The 14196-nt window shown below is 70.9% G+C and carries 24 protein-coding genes; 23 read left to right on the top strand and 1 reads right to left on the bottom strand.

Annotation, left to right across the window (positions count from 1 at the left end):
- Positions 1 to 53 precede the first annotated feature (53 nt).
- The 11 genes from FDO65_RS09960 (at position 54) to FDO65_RS10010 (ending at position 4724) form a co-directional block, all read left to right on the top strand.
- A complete protein-coding gene (locus FDO65_RS09960; RefSeq protein ID WP_137449146.1) occupies positions 54 to 323 on the top strand; it encodes a hypothetical protein in 270 nt (89 codons plus the stop codon).
- On the top strand, positions 320 to 586 hold the full coding sequence (locus FDO65_RS09965) for a hypothetical protein (protein ID WP_137449147.1): 267 nt from the start codon (positions 320 to 322) through the stop codon (positions 584 to 586). The genes FDO65_RS09960 and FDO65_RS09965 overlap by 4 nt, the downstream gene beginning before the upstream one ends.
- Positions 583 to 933, top strand: coding sequence for a hypothetical protein (locus FDO65_RS09970; protein ID WP_137449148.1), 351 nt, complete (start codon positions 583 to 585; stop codon positions 931 to 933). The genes FDO65_RS09965 and FDO65_RS09970 overlap by 4 nt, the downstream gene beginning before the upstream one ends.
- A complete protein-coding gene (locus FDO65_RS09975) occupies positions 930 to 1286 on the top strand; it encodes a hypothetical protein (RefSeq protein ID WP_137449149.1) in 357 nt (118 codons plus the stop codon). The genes FDO65_RS09970 and FDO65_RS09975 overlap by 4 nt, the downstream gene beginning before the upstream one ends.
- The gene (locus tag FDO65_RS09980) at positions 1283 to 1606 is read left to right on the top strand and encodes a hypothetical protein (RefSeq protein WP_137449150.1); all 324 of its coding nucleotides are present in this window, start codon (positions 1283 to 1285) and stop codon (positions 1604 to 1606) included. Before FDO65_RS09975 ends, FDO65_RS09980 begins: the two co-directional genes overlap by 4 nt.
- Complete coding sequence (locus tag FDO65_RS09985; RefSeq protein WP_137449151.1) at positions 1603 to 2019, top strand: TrmB family transcriptional regulator; 417 nt, start codon at positions 1603 to 1605, stop codon at positions 2017 to 2019. Before FDO65_RS09980 ends, FDO65_RS09985 begins: the two co-directional genes overlap by 4 nt.
- 119 nt (positions 2020 to 2138) lie before the next feature.
- A complete protein-coding gene (locus tag FDO65_RS09990) occupies positions 2139 to 2465 on the top strand; it encodes an HNH endonuclease (protein WP_137449152.1) in 327 nt (108 codons plus the stop codon).
- Positions 2462 to 3034 carry a hypothetical protein gene (locus FDO65_RS09995; RefSeq protein WP_137449153.1) on the top strand — a complete coding sequence of 191 codons (573 nt, stop codon included), beginning with the start codon at positions 2462 to 2464 and terminating at the stop codon, positions 3032 to 3034. The genes FDO65_RS09990 and FDO65_RS09995 overlap by 4 nt, the downstream gene beginning before the upstream one ends.
- Positions 3031 to 3468, top strand: a complete 438-nt coding sequence (locus FDO65_RS10000; protein WP_137449154.1) for a hypothetical protein — start codon at positions 3031 to 3033, stop codon at positions 3466 to 3468. Before FDO65_RS09995 ends, FDO65_RS10000 begins: the two co-directional genes overlap by 4 nt.
- Complete coding sequence (locus FDO65_RS10005) at positions 3465 to 3875, top strand: hypothetical protein (RefSeq protein WP_137449155.1); 411 nt, start codon at positions 3465 to 3467, stop codon at positions 3873 to 3875. The genes FDO65_RS10000 and FDO65_RS10005 overlap by 4 nt, the downstream gene beginning before the upstream one ends.
- A 90-nt stretch (positions 3876 to 3965) precedes the next feature.
- Positions 3966 to 4724, top strand: coding sequence for a hypothetical protein (locus tag FDO65_RS10010; RefSeq protein WP_137449156.1), 759 nt, complete (start codon positions 3966 to 3968; stop codon positions 4722 to 4724).
- A 166-nt stretch (positions 4725 to 4890) separates the two neighbouring features.
- Here the strand turns inward: FDO65_RS10010 and FDO65_RS10015 are convergent, their stop codons facing one another.
- Positions 4891 to 5124 carry a hypothetical protein gene (locus FDO65_RS10015; RefSeq protein ID WP_137449157.1) on the bottom strand — a complete coding sequence of 78 codons (234 nt, stop codon included), beginning with the start codon at positions 5122 to 5124 and terminating at the stop codon, positions 4891 to 4893.
- Between the two features lie 97 nt (positions 5125 to 5221).
- On the opposite strand from FDO65_RS10015, the gene FDO65_RS10020 reads away from it, so the two are divergent.
- From FDO65_RS10020 to FDO65_RS10070, 12 genes are all read left to right on the top strand, one after another.
- Positions 5222 to 5404 carry a hypothetical protein gene (locus tag FDO65_RS10020; RefSeq protein WP_137449158.1) on the top strand — a complete coding sequence of 61 codons (183 nt, stop codon included), beginning with the start codon at positions 5222 to 5224 and terminating at the stop codon, positions 5402 to 5404.
- A complete protein-coding gene (locus FDO65_RS10025; protein WP_137449159.1) occupies positions 5401 to 5595 on the top strand; it encodes a hypothetical protein in 195 nt (64 codons plus the stop codon). Before FDO65_RS10020 ends, FDO65_RS10025 begins: the two co-directional genes overlap by 4 nt.
- A complete protein-coding gene (locus FDO65_RS23305; protein WP_420847505.1) occupies positions 5592 to 5804 on the top strand; it encodes a zinc finger domain-containing protein in 213 nt (70 codons plus the stop codon). The genes FDO65_RS10025 and FDO65_RS23305 overlap by 4 nt, the downstream gene beginning before the upstream one ends.
- A complete protein-coding gene (locus FDO65_RS10030) occupies positions 5791 to 6168 on the top strand; it encodes a hypothetical protein (RefSeq protein ID WP_137449160.1) in 378 nt (125 codons plus the stop codon). Before FDO65_RS23305 ends, FDO65_RS10030 begins: the two co-directional genes overlap by 14 nt.
- A 115-nt stretch (positions 6169 to 6283) precedes the next feature.
- Positions 6284 to 7306, top strand: a complete 1023-nt coding sequence (locus tag FDO65_RS10035) for an HNH endonuclease (RefSeq protein ID WP_137449161.1) — start codon at positions 6284 to 6286, stop codon at positions 7304 to 7306.
- Positions 7307 to 7550: 244 nt separating this feature from the next.
- The gene (locus tag FDO65_RS10040; protein ID WP_137449162.1) at positions 7551 to 8231 is read left to right on the top strand and encodes a hypothetical protein; all 681 of its coding nucleotides are present in this window, start codon (positions 7551 to 7553) and stop codon (positions 8229 to 8231) included.
- Positions 8224 to 8493 (top strand): hypothetical protein, encoded by a 270-nt coding sequence (locus tag FDO65_RS10045; RefSeq protein WP_137449163.1) that lies wholly within the window; start codon positions 8224 to 8226, stop codon positions 8491 to 8493. The genes FDO65_RS10040 and FDO65_RS10045 overlap by 8 nt, the downstream gene beginning before the upstream one ends.
- 110 nt (positions 8494 to 8603) lie before the next feature.
- Entirely contained in the window at positions 8604 to 9383 is a 780-nt protein-coding gene (locus FDO65_RS22500; RefSeq protein WP_205849881.1) for an AAA family ATPase, read from the top strand.
- A gap of 301 nt (positions 9384 to 9684) precedes the next feature.
- Positions 9685 to 10128: a hypothetical protein gene (locus tag FDO65_RS10055; protein ID WP_137449164.1), complete on the top strand. Its 444-nt coding sequence runs from the start codon at positions 9685 to 9687 to the stop codon at positions 10126 to 10128.
- On the top strand, positions 10118 to 11623 hold the full coding sequence (locus tag FDO65_RS10060) for a hypothetical protein (protein WP_137449165.1): 1506 nt from the start codon (positions 10118 to 10120) through the stop codon (positions 11621 to 11623). Before FDO65_RS10055 ends, FDO65_RS10060 begins: the two co-directional genes overlap by 11 nt.
- A gap of 11 nt (positions 11624 to 11634) precedes the next feature.
- On the top strand, positions 11635 to 12963 hold the full coding sequence (locus FDO65_RS10065; RefSeq protein WP_205849882.1) for a phage portal protein family protein: 1329 nt from the start codon (positions 11635 to 11637) through the stop codon (positions 12961 to 12963).
- On the top strand, positions 12960 to 14195 hold the full coding sequence (locus FDO65_RS10070) for a head maturation protease, ClpP-related (protein ID WP_137449166.1): 1236 nt from the start codon (positions 12960 to 12962) through the stop codon (positions 14193 to 14195). The genes FDO65_RS10065 and FDO65_RS10070 overlap by 4 nt, the downstream gene beginning before the upstream one ends.
- The last annotated feature ends 1 nt before the right edge of the window (position 14196 follow it).

Here is a 14196-nt window from a genome sequence, read left to right on the forward strand (position 1 = left end):
GCGGGCGAGCCGTCGGGGCCTCCCACTTCCCCACTCACCCCGTTGGAGGGGTCATGTCGCACACCCAGGGCTGCATGCGGCCGGCGCTCGGCGCCGCGGTTCAGCACGCGCAGCTGGCGCTCGGGACCGGGCTGTTCGCCTCGGTTCCGAAGCGGACCGGCACCGTATTGGAGGACATCGAGCGCCTGGCCGAGAAGCTGCTGGCCGAGGGCAAGGTGTCCTGCCGTTGCGAGGTGGCGGTCGAGGTCTGGCAGCGAGATCAAGCGGCCGTCCGCCGGCTGTCGGCCGAGCGTCGCCGGCACCTGACGGCGGTGGCCCGATGACCCGCTCAGTGACGGTGCTGGCCGATCGCGGGCCGGTCTACCCGCGGTGGTCGATGCGCAAGCGGGTGGCCCTGATGACGGTCGCGTCGGCGTGGGCGATCTTCCTGGTCTATGCGGCGCTCGTGTGGGCGGTGCCGGCCGTGCTGTGGGCCGCGGTCGCGGTTCCACCGGCGATCCGCTGGTGGCTGCTGGGCATCGCTGTCGGTGTCGCCCTGGTCCTCTCTGTGCGCGCCGAGCGCCGGCAGCTCCGGGGTCGGCGATGACGGCCGGGGTAGGCGTCCCGTTCGGGGTGTACCGGCTGTGCCGCGCCCTGCCGGCCCTCCGCCGCGTGCCGTCGCATGACGAGCACTTCATCGACCGGGCTGCCCGTGAGGTGGCAGTGCGGACGGGTGAGCGGCGGCTGGCCGCCGAGGTGGCGGCGTGGCGGGCGGAGGACCCGGCCGGGTTCGAGGCGGTGATGGCCGACCTGCGGCTGCGGGACTTGCTCGAGCGGACAGCCGCGGTTGTTGTCCCCGACGCCGTTCGTCGACCGTGGCCCATTCGGCCGCAGGTGTCGATCGCGAAGGAACCGGAAGACTTCGGTCCGTTCGAGATCGAGGAAGACCTGTGAGCGGGGACCCGCGGGTGCCGGTGGTCGTCGCGGCGATCGACAAGCTCTGGGCGCCCTGGGTGGAGGACAGCTCGTCTGATCGCCCAGTCCCGCCGTCGGACGAAGACGAGGCAGTGGCGGTCCTGGCCGCGCTGGACGCCTGGGTATCGGCGCAGCTGTCCGCGTCCGGGATGCCGTCACCGCGGTTCGTGGTGCTGGCCCTGGTGGCGAAGTTGTCCCGTACGCAGGCGGCTTTGCACGCCGCGTTGCTCGCTGTGCAGACGGGAGCCGAGGTACCCGCTGACGTTGTCGCGTCGTGGGAGCGGATCGTGGCGGGCGAGATCGTGCCGGTTTCTGACGGGCTCAGCGGATGACCGCCCCGGCTCGCCCCCCGCGGGTACTGGTGCGGCCGGCCTCGGCTGAGTGGGACTGCGGCGGCTGCGGTGCATGGAAGGTGGGGGTCGACTGGATCGGCCCGGTCGAGGACCTGTTCGCCGTCGCGATCGGGCACGCGCAGAACTGCAAGGCGCTGCACCTGGCTCGCCTGCGATACGACGTCAGCGATCAGGCGAGCTTCCTCCGGCTGCGGGCGACGCACCTGGAGTCGACGTCGCGGGAGACGGGTGAGTTGCCGTTCCCGTGGGTTGAGCTGCGGGCAGCGGCCCGCCAGCTGGACGAGCTGGTGACGTGGTGACGCGGGCGGCAGAGGTGCGGGCCGAGGTCGCCGAGCTGGACGCTCAGGGCCTCACCGCGGCCGACATCGCGGACAAGGTGGGTGTCCCGCAGGCCCGTGTCGAGCGGGTGCTGGCCGACCTCGACGGGCCCCCGTGGGATGACCGTGAGGATGCCCCGGTGTTGGAGCCTCTGGGGCGGTTCGCGCCGGACCCGGCGCCGGCCTCGCCGCCGTTCGGTCAGGGCGGTGGCCGCCGTCCGTACACCGACGTCGCGGTGCTGGCCCGCCCAAAGGTTGCCGTATGCGGGACCCCCAGCGGCTACCAGCGTCACGTCCGGGCGAAGGAGCCGACGTGCGCGCGGTGCCGGGCGGCTGAGGCTCAGAGCCGTCGTGACCGGACCGCGCGTCGGCGGGCTGAGGGTGAAGCGTCGTGAAGCGCTCACCGATGCCGCCGCGGCGGTCTCCGTTGCGGTCGTGGGTGGTGCTGCCCCGCAGCCGGGCGCCGCGGTGGCGTCCGGCTCGTGCGGAGCTGGTGGCGTCGAGCCAGGCGCGAATGCTGATCGTCGCGCGCGATACCCGCTGCGTGTTCGGCCGGTGTGACGGCGCGATCGAGGAGGTGCACCACCGGTTGCCGCGCGGCATGGGCGGCGCGGGCCGGGACGAGACCCGCTGGTCGTACTCGCGTCTGGTTGGCCTGTGCGCTGTGCATCACCGCTGGGTGGAATTGAACCGGCGGCGGGCGTACGAGCTGGGTCTGCTGGTCCGGCATGGCCGGGCGGCGTGCTCGCTGGTGCCGGTGCTGCATCACGGCCGGTGGGTGCTGCTGGACGACGGGGGCTGCGTACTGCCGTGCGAGGCGCCGGCGGGGTGGTCTGAGTGAAACACCCGCTGGAACCGTTCGAGGCGGCGCTGATCACGATGTGGGCGCGTACCCATCACGAGCTGGCGTGGTCGCTGCGGGCCGGGTCGCCGCATCTCCCCGAGCTGCACGGCGGTTCGATCTGCCGTGAGTTCACGGACGTCCTTGTCCCTGCCGACGACGAGGAGGGGCCCTGGTGGGAGGCGACCAAGAAGGGCCTGACGGCGTGCAGTCGGTACGCGTACAGCGGCAAGACCGGCATGCGGTGCAGCGCCGCGCATCGGTACGAGGTGCGGCCACCTCGGATCCGCGAGTGGTTGGCGTCCTGGCCGTCCGAGTCGGCCGCTCAGTTCCGCGACCTGCACGCCCGGTACATGGCGGTCTACGCCCCGCCGGGTGAGCTGGAGTTCGATCCTCGACGGACCATCGCTCAGGTTCAGGCTGACAACCGCGCTCGTCAGGCACGCCTGGAGGACGGTGGGTACGCCGAGCTGCGAGCCCTGACCTGGCGGATGGACGCGATGGTGGACGAGCGCGTCGCGGCCGCGTCGGCCGGCGCCGAGCTGTCGCTGTTCGAGGTGCCGGCGTGACGGCCCCGTCCGCGAGGGAGCGGCTGGCCATCGAGCAGGGCGTGGCTCGGGGTTGGTCGGCGTCGGTGATCGCCGGCCGGGTGGGTGTGTCGCTCGACGTGGTCCACGCGGTCTGGGATGACCTGGACGCCGCGGTGGCCGCCGCGGACCCGCCGCGACGGCCGGTCGCGGTCGACCAGGATCCGGTGGTGCTGCCGCCCCGCGGGGCCAACGCCGTGCCCCCGGAGTGGTTCGTGGATTTCCGGGCGTCGGTGCTGTGCATGGGCTCGATCGAACTGGCTTGCCTGGACATGGGTGTGTCGGTGTCGGCGGCCGAGAAGCGTTGGGCGCGTCACCATCCGACGGACCCGGTTCGGCTGCGCCTGATCAAGGAGGCGGCCCGGCAGACGCGGCTGCTCCGCGCGCTGGCGGCTGCCCGTGGGGTGGCGGCGTGATCGCGGGGACGGCGGCCGAGCGCGGCTCGGCGCTGGCCGAGCTGAAGCGGCAGTTCGCTGTCGACCTGGGCGCCGCGCCCGATCCGCAGGCTGCGGTCGCGGTGGTCCTGCGGTTCATCGACGACCGGTCGGAGCAGCTGCTCCGGAGAGGAGGGGCAGCGCAGGCGTTCCTGCAGAACTCGGCGGACGGCATGGCCCGAATCGGAACGGAGCTGGATGAGGCGTCGCGGGCGGCGTGGGGCGAGCTGGCCCCGCATGTCCCGCAGCCGCCGCGGCCGGTGTCGTTCGACGACACCGACTTGGACGCGCACGAACTCGCTGACGCCCGCCGCGAGGCGGAGGCCCGCGCAGTCGCTCGGACAGCGGCGGCCGCCGCGGCGAGGAAGTCGGGTCGACGTCGTGGGTGACGCGCTGGTGCAGGTGGTGCTGCTGGTCGGCGTGTTGGCCGGCTGGGTGGCGTGGGAGCGGAACAGGAACGGACGAGGAGGTGGGACGGCATGACTGAGTTCGACGTGACGGTGTCGACGGGGTCTCTGCGGGCGGCTCTGACTGCGGTGCTGCCGCACGCGGCGACGGACCCGGACGAGAGCGTCTACTACCGGCTGCGGTTGACGGTCGGCGTTGACGGTGTGACGGTCGGGGCGACCGACGGATGGACCACCGCGCTCGCCCTGGTGACTGCGAACGAGACCCGCGGCGAGGTCGGCTGTTTCGATCTGAGCCCGCAGGACGCGAAAGACCTGCTGACCCTGTTCCGGGTGGCCAAGGACGCCCCGGTGGCGCATCAGCTGCAGCTCGTCCACGACGGGAAGACTCTGGTGGCCACGGACGTCTCCGGACTGTTCGAGGGCCGGCAGGTGCGGTTCGAGGCCGTGCCCCTGGCCGACGACTACCCCGACCTGGGCCGCGCCGTCGGCGCAGCAGTCCGCGCTGCCGGCCACCTGCCGTACCGCATTCCGGTGCCGGCGGTCTCCCTCGGCCGGTTCGTGGTGGCCGGCAAGGCGTACGGCGCGGTGCTGTCCATCGAACCGACCGCGGTGTCGGATGCCCTGCTGGTCCTGTGCGGTGACGACTTCGTCGGCCTCATGGTCCCGATGCCCGGCGAGTCCGACGTGTACCTGCAGGGCATCCGCGAGTCCTGGGAGCCGGTGACGCACGACATCTCGCTGAGCCACCCGACCCCGCCGGGCGCCCTGGTTACCGACCTGACTGACCTGGCCGCGGCGCTCCGCCCGCCGGCCACCAAGGAGGACTGACTCATGGCGCGGAACCAGGCCCCGGCCCGCCGGGACGTGCGACACCCTGACGGCGCGGCCGCGCCCGCCCCTGTGCCGCCGTGCGAGGACTGCACCTACGGCGATCACACCCGCCACCGTGCGGCTCTGGGTGGGATCTGCGTCGGCTGCCCGTGCCCGGAGGTGATCAGCGATGAGCGGCCTGCCGGCTGAGCTCGGCAGTCAAGTCCGTCAGTTCCTTGATCGCGGCGGTATTCAGCCGCGACCAGTCCGTCAGATGGGAGATCGCTCTCAACAGGGCCGAGTCACCGCTCCGAGCTTCGTCACCCCGGTCCTGCACGTTGCTCAGCAGGTCCCGCAGGTCGTCGCCAATTCTGCTGCTCAGGGATTCGATGCGCTGCGCCAAGTCTTGATCAGTCATCGACGCAATCTAGGTATCGAGCTGGTCGCGCCGCGGGTCGATTCGCTCCTTTTGCCCCAATCGTGTCCGGCCACGACTGTCATCCCGGGCGCCGGCCGTGGCTGAGGTGTTCGTGGTGGGCGACGACGGCCCTGATGATCCGGTGCATGCCCTGGCCGCTCTGGCCGCGGCGGCGGTCGCCGACTTCATCATCGAGCGCCCGACGCAGTGCCCTACATGTCGTTCGTGGCTGGCTGCGGGTGACCGGTGGGGCGATCACCGCTGCGACGGCGCGCGATGACGGAGTCGCGCGAGGCCGCGCGGAAGCGTGCGTTCCGGGACCGTCAGCGCTCCGTGGCCGCGGCCGGCGGCCCGGTGGTGCTGCCGGACCAGCCGACCAGGATGACCACGCTGTGCATCGTCCTGGGCTGCCTGGACGCCCGGGCGATCGGTCAGCTGTGCCGGCGTCATGCCCGTGAGACGGACCCGTGAGCGGCCCGCCACGCCCAGGAGTCGGCGCGCGGGTCGACCTGGCCCTCACTCGCAATACGGCCCTGTCAGTGGCCTGCGAGGAATGCGGCGCCGCGCCGGGCGGCCCGTGCATCAACCGGTGGTCAGGGAAGCCGCACGAGCGGCTCCCGGCCCACCTGACACGAATCAGACGAGCTGAGAAGGGATCTGGACAACATGGCAGGGACTGAGCTGAAGCTGGATGGCGAGGCACTGACGGCGCTGGTCACGAAGTCGATCGTCGACAACATCACGGACGAGCAGCGCGAGCAGTTCATCGCGGTGGCGATCGGCCGGCTGATGCAGGTCGAGAAGGACTGGACCGGCCGGCCGAAGCAGGACACGCCCCTGCAAGCCGCGCTATACGACGCGATGCAGGCGGCGTGCCGCGTCCTGGCTGTCGAGATGGTCGAGCAGAACCCGGCGCTGCAGCAGCAGCTTCGCGACCGGATCAACGAGGCCATCGCGTCCACCCTGACCGACGAGAACTCCCGGCTGAACCGCCTTGTCGGCGAGGCCATCTCGACCGCCCTGACGAGCGCCAGCTACGACTGAGGTCGACCGAGCTGGCGCGGGTAATGCAGGGCGATCTGATGGGAGTGGGGTAGGCGTGGCGTGGTCTCGGACGGGCGATCAGTGGTCTGGTCATCCGGGGTTTCAGGCTGCCGCTGTGCTGGGCAACCGGGAGATGTTCGTGACGTCGGGGATGATGGTCGCGATGGTCAAGGGGTTCGTGCAGTCCCTGGTGACCGAGTCGGCCGCCCACAACACCGACTACAAGATCAACCTGGGCCAGGTGCTGCTGGCCGGTGGTGAGCAGGCCGGCCAGCAAATGGCCGGCTGGTGCGTGAGTCTCGGACTGATGAAGGTCACGGCCAACCTGGCCGACCAGCCCACCGAGTGGGAACTGACGCTACCCACCGACATCGCGCACAACCGGTCGGCCGCCGAGATCGCACGGGACCGGCAACGCCAGCGGGACAACACGAACCCGCGAATCCGGGCCGAGGTCCGTCTCCGCGACGGCGACGCGTGCCGCTGGTGCGGGGTGATCACCTACTGGGGTTCACCGGACAAGCGGTCGGCCCGGGTCGGGGAGCTTGACCACCTCGACGACCAAGCCCTCGCCGCAGGGAAGCCCGGCAAGGTCACCACCATCGTGGTGGCCTGCCGCCACTGCAACGGCTCCCGCCAGAAGGCTCGCGAGGGCTGGGACGTCGAGCTGAATCCCCCACCCCACCCGTCGGACCGGTTCTACTCGCGGGTCACCGCGGCCTATATCCACAAGCACCTGGGCATCCCCGTGCCCGTCACGACAGCCGACGACGAGCGACCCGACAGCCAGTCGGGTACCGCCGCGCCCGAGCGACCCGGCCCCCAGCCGGGTACCGCGCCGAACCCGCGCCAGCGTGCGCGTCGCGTTCCGGGCACCCGCGACTCAGCGGATGAGCGCCCAACCGCGGGCGCGCCGGCCATGGTGCACCTGGAGTGGGACGCGGGGCCGGGATCACCGGCCGATCACCGGATAACCACGGATCAGCAGCTCTCTGAAACCCGGGTTTCCCGGGACGGGTCGGGTAGGGGCTTGGTCGGTTCTGGTCGGGACGGGCCGGGCGGGGATGGGAAGGGCAGCGCACCGCCTGCTGGTCGCAGTAGGCGCTCACGACGTAGGGGGAGATCCCGGCATGGCTGAACCACCCACCCAACACGCATGCCCGTCCTGCGGAGCTGAGTCCAGGGACCACCTCCTCTGCCGGAAGTGCACAGCTCAACTCCGGGGTGCGCTGCTCGACATCGCTCCTCGGCTCACACCGGTGCAGGCGTTCATCGCCGGCCGCCGCGCTCCTGCCGCGTTGACGACGGGCGGTCGGCAGACGTTGCCGTGGGAGGACCAGCGAGGTTGGTGGACTGGCCTCGAAGACCAGCTCATGGCGTCGATGGCCAAGACCGGTCGGAACGGTTCGCGAGGCGGCGGCCGCTCGTCATCGGTGCCGCTGCCCCTCGACCTCGGCGCCGGGGCGGCCCGCATCGAACTTCGGGACGCGCTGGCCAAGTCGGTCCGGACTCTGAACCTCGGTCCGACCGGCACCGTGCTCGGCCCGTGGCCGCAGGACACCATCACCGCGATGGGCGCCTGGTTGCTCGAGCGGATCGACTTCGTCCGTGGTCATGCCCGGGCCGACGAGATCAAGTGGGACGTGTGCGGCGCGGTGGCCCAGGCCCGGCGGGTGATCAACGCGCCGTCGTCGTCGCAGCAGCTGGCCGGCCGGTGCGAGGTCTGCGGCGGCGACATCTACGCCGCGCCGACGTCGGACATCGGGGCATGCCGGCAGTGTGAGCGTGTCGTGACCGGAGTGGCCGTCCGCCGCGGCGCGATGCTCACCGCGGCCGAGGACAAGCTGGTGACCAAGCGGCAGGCGCTGGCCATCCTCCCGTCGATGTACGGCGTCGAGGTCAGCGACACCCGGTTCCGCAAGTGGGTAAGCCGCGGCCGGCTGGCCGTCAGCGGGTGCGACGTCGCGGACCGAGTCGACCTGTTCCGCGTGGCCGACCTGCTCGACCTGGTCCACGGCGAGGTGCGACGATCCGCGATGAGGAAGGGAGCAAGCCATGCCTGACGACATGGGCGCGAGCATGGACCAGTACGTCCGGACGATCAGCCGTCGGCGCACCGCCCTGATCGAGCGCGCATGCGAGCAGGCGTTGGCTGGCGGTGAGCACGGCGTACTGGTCACGACGCAGCGGCTGAGGCAGATCATCAGCCAGGACCGGCTCGCAGTTGTGGACGAGACGACCGCCGCCCCTGACCCGTCGGTGCCGTACGGCCGCATCATCTACCGCGAGGACCCGGATGACACACCGCCGGGTGCCGTTGCGTAACGCGTAACGCAACGGTGTGTCACACTGTTTGCCAGCAGCACAGCTGTACCCGGAGCCCGGCCAGTCCCTCGGATGGCCGGGCTCAGTCGTTCCCGGAGGTGTGGTCATCGTTGGCTGATCACCAGGACCGCAGGGTCGTGCTCGTGCTCGGCCCGCCGGGGTCGGGGAAGTCCACGTTCGCCCGGTCACTCGGCCTGCCGGTCTTCGACCTCGACGACGAGCGGTGGCGCGGCAACGACTTCCGGTTCCGGCAGGCGGTCGAGACGGCGGCGCTCGCCCCGGCCGCGAAGTGCGTGGTCATCCGGACCGGCGCGACGGCGACCGCCCGGGCCGCGGCCCGCCGGCTGTGCGATCCGACCGAGGTGGTCGTGATGGATACGGACGAGGCCGTGTGTGTCGAGCGGGTGAGGCGCCGGGGCCGGGCGCCGATCGACTTCCAGCTCAACGGGATCCGCGACTGGTTCGCCAGCGACCGGTCCGACCTGAGCGACGCGGTGGACGGCGGCTCGTACGGCGACGTCGTCGCTGCGCCAGTCGTTCACCCACCGCGGCTGCCGGTGCCGAGCAAGCCGGCGACCACCGTCAGCCGTGGCTACGGGGTGGAGCACCGGGCGCTGAGGCAGCGGTGGTCGGACCTGCTGGCGGCGGGGCAGACGGTGCCGTGCGCGTGCGAGCACCGGGACTGCCCGCACCACGCGGGCCCGTGCCTGACGGTCATCACGTCGGCGACGCCGTGGGACCTCGGGCACACCGATGATCGGCGGGACTGGACGGGACCGGAGTGCGTGCCGTGCAACCGGTCGGCCGGGGCCCGGGCCGCGCGTGCGGCGTCGCAGGTGCAGCCGATGACCATTCGGGAATGGTGCGAGCCGATCGCCAATCGCCGCTAGGAATGGCGTCGAAATGCGTTGTATCGCAACGCATTTGGCCCTGCCTGCCCGACCGAAATGCGTTGCCGCACAAAGCATTTCAATTCGTTTCAGGACAACAGCGAGCCGAATAAATTCGACGGACCCGAAAAAGACGGACGAGACCTGTCGTGTCAGATCCACGCACGGCGCCCAGGTAACGTTACAAAGCAATTCAATTCATTTCCTGTCATTCTATTACTATTCGATCCGCATTAATTCACCCTGGAATTAGGTCGCGCGGGGCGATTATCGAGCCTAATTCGAGAGAGTGAGGCGTGTCGTGCAATTGAAAGAATGCGAACAGTGCGGCACGCAATTCGAGGCCAGAAAGTCGACGGCTAAGTACTGCAGCGGCAATTGCCGCACGCGCGCGTCGCGGAATAGGACGGCGACCGGAATCAATTCGGCGGGCCAGCCGGCGGCGGCGCAGCCGAAGGCTTCGGGAGGCGTGGTCCTGGTCGCCGGCGAGGGGCTGGTGGCGCAGGTTCAGCGGGAGCTGCAGGACGCGGGCCGGCTGGACACGGTGCTCGGCCAGCAGGCGCTGGTGCTCGCGCAGCGGATGCGGGTGGTGTCCCCGGATACGGGCTCGTCGCTGTCGGCCATCTCGAAGGAGCTGCGCACGGTGATGGCGCAGGCGCTCGACGGCGTGGCGATCGAGGGCGACCCGATCGACGAGGTCACGAAGCGGCGTGAGGCGAAGATGGCCAGGCTCAATGCCGGCTGAGTTTCAGCTGGTGCCGCCGGCGTACCGGACCGAACCGAGCTACGTCACGACGTTCGGGCCCGAGGTGGCCGATCTGAACGAGGCTGTGGGCCTGATCCCGGACCCGGAGCAGCGTCTGGCGCTGGACATGATGTTCGGCGTCGACAAGCGGGGCAAGTCGGCGGTGTTCGAGTTCGCGGTGGTCTGCGCTCGTCAGAACCTGAAGACCGGACTGTTCAAGATGGCGGCGATGGGCTGGCTGTTCCTGACTGCTGTCGAGCTGACGGTCTGGTCGGCGCACGAGTTCCAGACGACGCGCGAGGCGCACCGCGACATGGTGGCGCTGATTGATTCGTCGTCGTGGTTTTCCCGAAAGGTCAAAGCCATTTATGACTCGTCAAATGACAAGTCCATTCACCTACTGAATGGTAGTCGCCTGATATTCAAGGCGCGGACGCAATCGGGCGGCCGTGGCCTTTCCGGTGACAAGGTCATTCTGGACGAGGCGTTCGCGCTGCAGGCCGGCCACGTCGCGTCGTTGCTGCCGACGGTGTCGGCCAAGCCGGACCCGCAGATTGCGTACGCGTCGTCGGCCGGGATGGCCCGGTCGACGGTCCTGCGGGCGATCCGCGACCGGGGGCGGTCGGACCGTCCGGGCCGGCTGGGCTACCTGGAATGGTGCGCGCCGCCCGGTGGGTGCGCGATCGACGGGTGCGAGCACGCGCTGCACACGCCGGGGTGCGCGCTGGACAAGGTGGAGAACCGGCGGGCGGCGAACCCGCTCCTGGGCCGGGTGCGGGCCAACGGGACGACGTTGACCGAGGAGTACCTGGACGACGAACGGCAGGCGTTCGCGGCCATCCCGCTGGAGTGGGCGCGGGAGCGCCTGGGGTGGTGGGACGACCCGGGCGTCGCGGAGGTGTTCGGCGCTGGCCGGTGGGAGGCGTGCGGCGGGCCGACGCCCGAGCGGTCCCGTCTGCTGGCCGTGGCCGTCGCGGTGTCGGTCAACCTCGACGCGGCCGCGGTGGTCGGGGTGGGCGTGGTCGGTGCCCGGGTGTATGTGCAGGTGCTGGCGCACGGGCCCGGGTGGGACTGGCTGCCGGAGCAGGTCCCGGCGGACGTGAAGTGCCTGGTCGACCCGCGCGGCCCCGCCGCTGTAGCGGTTCCAGCGCTGAAGGCGGCGCTGCGGAAGCGGCTGGTCGAGCCGACCCGCGCCCAGGTCTACGACGCGTTCGACGCGCTGCTGACGCTGGTCAAGGACGGCGACCTGCTGCACGACAAGGACTCGATCCTGACGGCGTCGGCGAACGGCGCGGTGCCCCGCCTGGTGGGCGACCGGAGCACGTGGGGCCGGCGGACATCGACGGCAGACACGACCGCGATCGAGGCCGCGACGTTGGCGGCCTGGTGGGCGTCGCTGCCGGCCCCGGCGCCTCCGCCTCCGCCGCCGCCGGCCGCGGTGGTGGCCGCCGCGCCGACGGCGCGTGGTGACGACTTGACGACGATGGGCTTCTGAGGGAGGACCGCGTGACGATTCCCCCCGAGGGCGAGGCCGGATACACGAACGACCGCAGCGGTTGGTGGGGTCAGCTCGACGATGAGCAGACACCCGAGCTGGTGTGGCCGCGGTCGCGGGACGTGTACGACCGGATGCGGCGGCAGGACGCGCAGGTGATGTCGGTCCTGCGGGCGGTGACGCTGCCGATTCGGCGGACGCCGTGGCGGATCGACCCGGCGGGGGCGCGGCCGGAGGTCGTCCAGCTGGTCGCCGAGGATCTGGGTCTGCCGATCGTCGGGCAGGACCCGGCGCCGCTTCCTCGGACGAAGGACCGGTTCTCGTGGGCGGAGCATCTGCGGTTGGCGCTGCTGATGCTGGTTTTCGGGCACTCCCCGTTCGAGCAGGTCGCCCGGTTCGACGAGCAGGGCCGGGCCAGGTTGCGCAAGCTCGCGTGGCGGCCACCGAAGACGATCTCCGAGTTCGAGGTCGCGGCCGACGGCGGCCTGGTCGCCATCAAGCAGCACGGCATCGCCGGGAAGTCGACCGCGCGGATCCCGGTGGATCGTCTGGCGGTGTACGTCAACGACCGTGAGGGCGCGAACTGGGCCGGCCAGAGCTTGCTGCGGCCGGCCTACAAGTTCTGGCTGCTGAAGGACCGTGCGCTGCGGACGCAGGCGCAGACGATCGAGCGGAACGGTCTCGGTGTGCCGGTCATCGTGGCCGGTGACTACTCGGACGATCTGGACGGGAACGAGCGGTATCAGCGGGAGCAGGCCGAGGTCGCGGCCAACGCGAAGCTGGCCGCCGGGGTCCGGGCTGGGGATAACTCCGGGATCTCGATGCGTCAGGGCGGCGCGTTCGACATGAAGGGTGTCAGTGGGACTCTCCCGGACGCAGAGAAGGTGATCCGCTACTACGACGAGCAGATCGCCCGCGCGGTGCTCGCGCACTTCCTGAACCTGGGCACGCAGACCGGTTCGTGGGCGCTGGGGTCGACGTTCGCGGACTTCTTCACCCTGTCGCTGCAGACCGTCGCGCAGGACATTGCGGCGGTCACGAACCATCACGTGATCGAGGACATCGTCGACTGGAATTGGCCCGCGGGTGAGCCGGCCCCTCGGCTGGTGTTCGACGAGATCGGTAGCGGCATCACCGCCGAGGGGATCAAGGCGCTGATGGACTGCGGCGCGCTCACGCCGGACGACCGGCTGGAGCAGTACCTACGGCAGCAGTTCAGCCTGCCCGCTTTCGACCCGAGCACAGCCCGCGAGGCCAAGCAGCCAGCGGCGTCGCCCCCGCCGGCCTCCCCCGCACCGCCGGGCGAAGCGCCACCCGAGCAGCAGAGGAGATTCACGTGAGCCGACGTCGCGCGATCCGGGCGAACGCCCGTCAGCGGTGGTACGAGATCCGCAACGAGGCCAGCGGTTCCGAGCCGGCGCAGGTCCTGATCTACGGCGACATCGGCGATTCCTGGTGGGGCGAAAGCGTTTCCGCCTCGCAATTCGTCCGGGACCTGACCGAGGTCGACGCCGACGCGATCGACTTCCACATCCACTCCCCCGGCGGGGACGCGTTCGACGGGCTGGCCATCGCCAACGCCATCCGCACCCACAAGGCCCGCACCACCGCCTACGTGGACGGTCTCGCGGCGTCGGCCGCCAGCTACATCGCGACCGCCGCCGACGAGGTCGTGATGGGCGTCGGCGCCGAGCTGATGATCCACGACGCGTGGGGCATGGCCATCGGCAACGTCGAGGACATGACCGCGATGGCTGACCTGCTCGGCCACCTGAGCGACAACATCGCGTCGCTGTACGCCATCAAGGCCGGCGGGAAGCCGGAGGACTGGCGGGCCGCGATGCGGGCCGAGACCTGGTACTCGGCCGACGAAGCCGTCGAGGCCGGCCTGGCCGATCGTGTCGCGTCGCTCCCGGCGGAACCGGCCAAGGCCGCCGCGAAGGACGACTTCGACCTGGCCGTCTTCGCACACGCCGGACGGCGTGACGCCCCCACACCGTGGCTGCCGGCCAAGGCCGCCGCCACCTACAGACCTCCGGCCGAGCCGGCGGACACCACCACCCCCACGGAAGGAGCCGACCCCATGTCGGACAAGCTCATCCAGGGTCTGCGTGCGCGGCTCGGCGTCACCGCCGACGCCGTCCTCGACGACGACGGCCTGCTGGCCGCCGTCGACGAGGCGCTCAACGAGCGCGCGCAGACCTCCACCCAGGCCCCTCGGGCCGCGCTGCCCGAGGGCGCCGTGCTGGTCGACAGCGAGGTGCTCGACAGCCTGAAGGCGTCGGCCGCCCGCTTCAACGCCTACGAGGCGCAGCGCCTCCAGGACGAGCAGACCCGCGTCGTCGACGAGGCCATCGCCGTCGGTCGGATCGGCGGTGGCCGGCGGGACCACTGGCTGAACAAGTTCCGCGTCGACCCCGAGGGCGCCGCCGCGGATTTGGCTCTGTTCGACCCGGGATCCGCGGTCCCGGTGGACGGTCCCCGCGGCCACGCCGGAAGCGCGCAGGCCCTCATCGCCAACACCGCAGACGACCAGGCCATGGCCGCGGTCGGCTGGGACATCAAGGAGTAGG

Origin of the sequence: Nakamurella flava, assembly GCF_005298075.1 — a bacterium.
GTDB lineage: Bacteria > Actinomycetota > Actinomycetes > Mycobacteriales > Nakamurellaceae > Nakamurella > Nakamurella flava.

Excerpts from the sequence above, each read along its gene's own strand:
- FDO65_RS09990 (WP_137449152.1), top strand. The coding sequence starts at position 2,139 with ATGCTGATCGTCGCGCGCGATACCCGCTGCGTGTTCGGCCGGTGTGAC.
- FDO65_RS09965 (WP_137449147.1), top strand. The coding sequence starts at position 320 with ATGACCCGCTCAGTGACGGTGCTGGCCGATCGCGGGCCGGTCTACCCG.
- FDO65_RS09970 (WP_137449148.1), top strand. The coding sequence starts at position 583 with ATGACGGCCGGGGTAGGCGTCCCGTTCGGGGTGTACCGGCTGTGCCGC.
- FDO65_RS10025 (WP_137449159.1), top strand. The coding sequence starts at position 5,401 with ATGACGGAGTCGCGCGAGGCCGCGCGGAAGCGTGCGTTCCGGGACCGT.
- FDO65_RS10060 (WP_137449165.1), top strand. The coding sequence starts at position 10,118 with ATGCCGGCTGAGTTTCAGCTGGTGCCGCCGGCGTACCGGACCGAACCG.
- FDO65_RS09980 (WP_137449150.1), top strand. The coding sequence starts at position 1,283 with ATGACCGCCCCGGCTCGCCCCCCGCGGGTACTGGTGCGGCCGGCCTCG.
- FDO65_RS10015 (WP_137449157.1), bottom strand. The coding sequence starts at position 5,124 with ATGACTGATCAAGACTTGGCGCAGCGCATCGAATCCCTGAGCAGCAGA.
- FDO65_RS09960 (WP_137449146.1), top strand. The coding sequence starts at position 54 with ATGTCGCACACCCAGGGCTGCATGCGGCCGGCGCTCGGCGCCGCGGTT.
- FDO65_RS10040 (WP_137449162.1), top strand. The coding sequence starts at position 7,551 with ATGGCCAAGACCGGTCGGAACGGTTCGCGAGGCGGCGGCCGCTCGTCA.
- FDO65_RS10045 (WP_137449163.1), top strand. The coding sequence starts at position 8,224 with ATGCCTGACGACATGGGCGCGAGCATGGACCAGTACGTCCGGACGATC.
- FDO65_RS10010 (WP_137449156.1), top strand. The coding sequence starts at position 3,966 with ATGACTGAGTTCGACGTGACGGTGTCGACGGGGTCTCTGCGGGCGGCT.
- FDO65_RS10030 (WP_137449160.1), top strand. The coding sequence starts at position 5,791 with ATGGCAGGGACTGAGCTGAAGCTGGATGGCGAGGCACTGACGGCGCTG.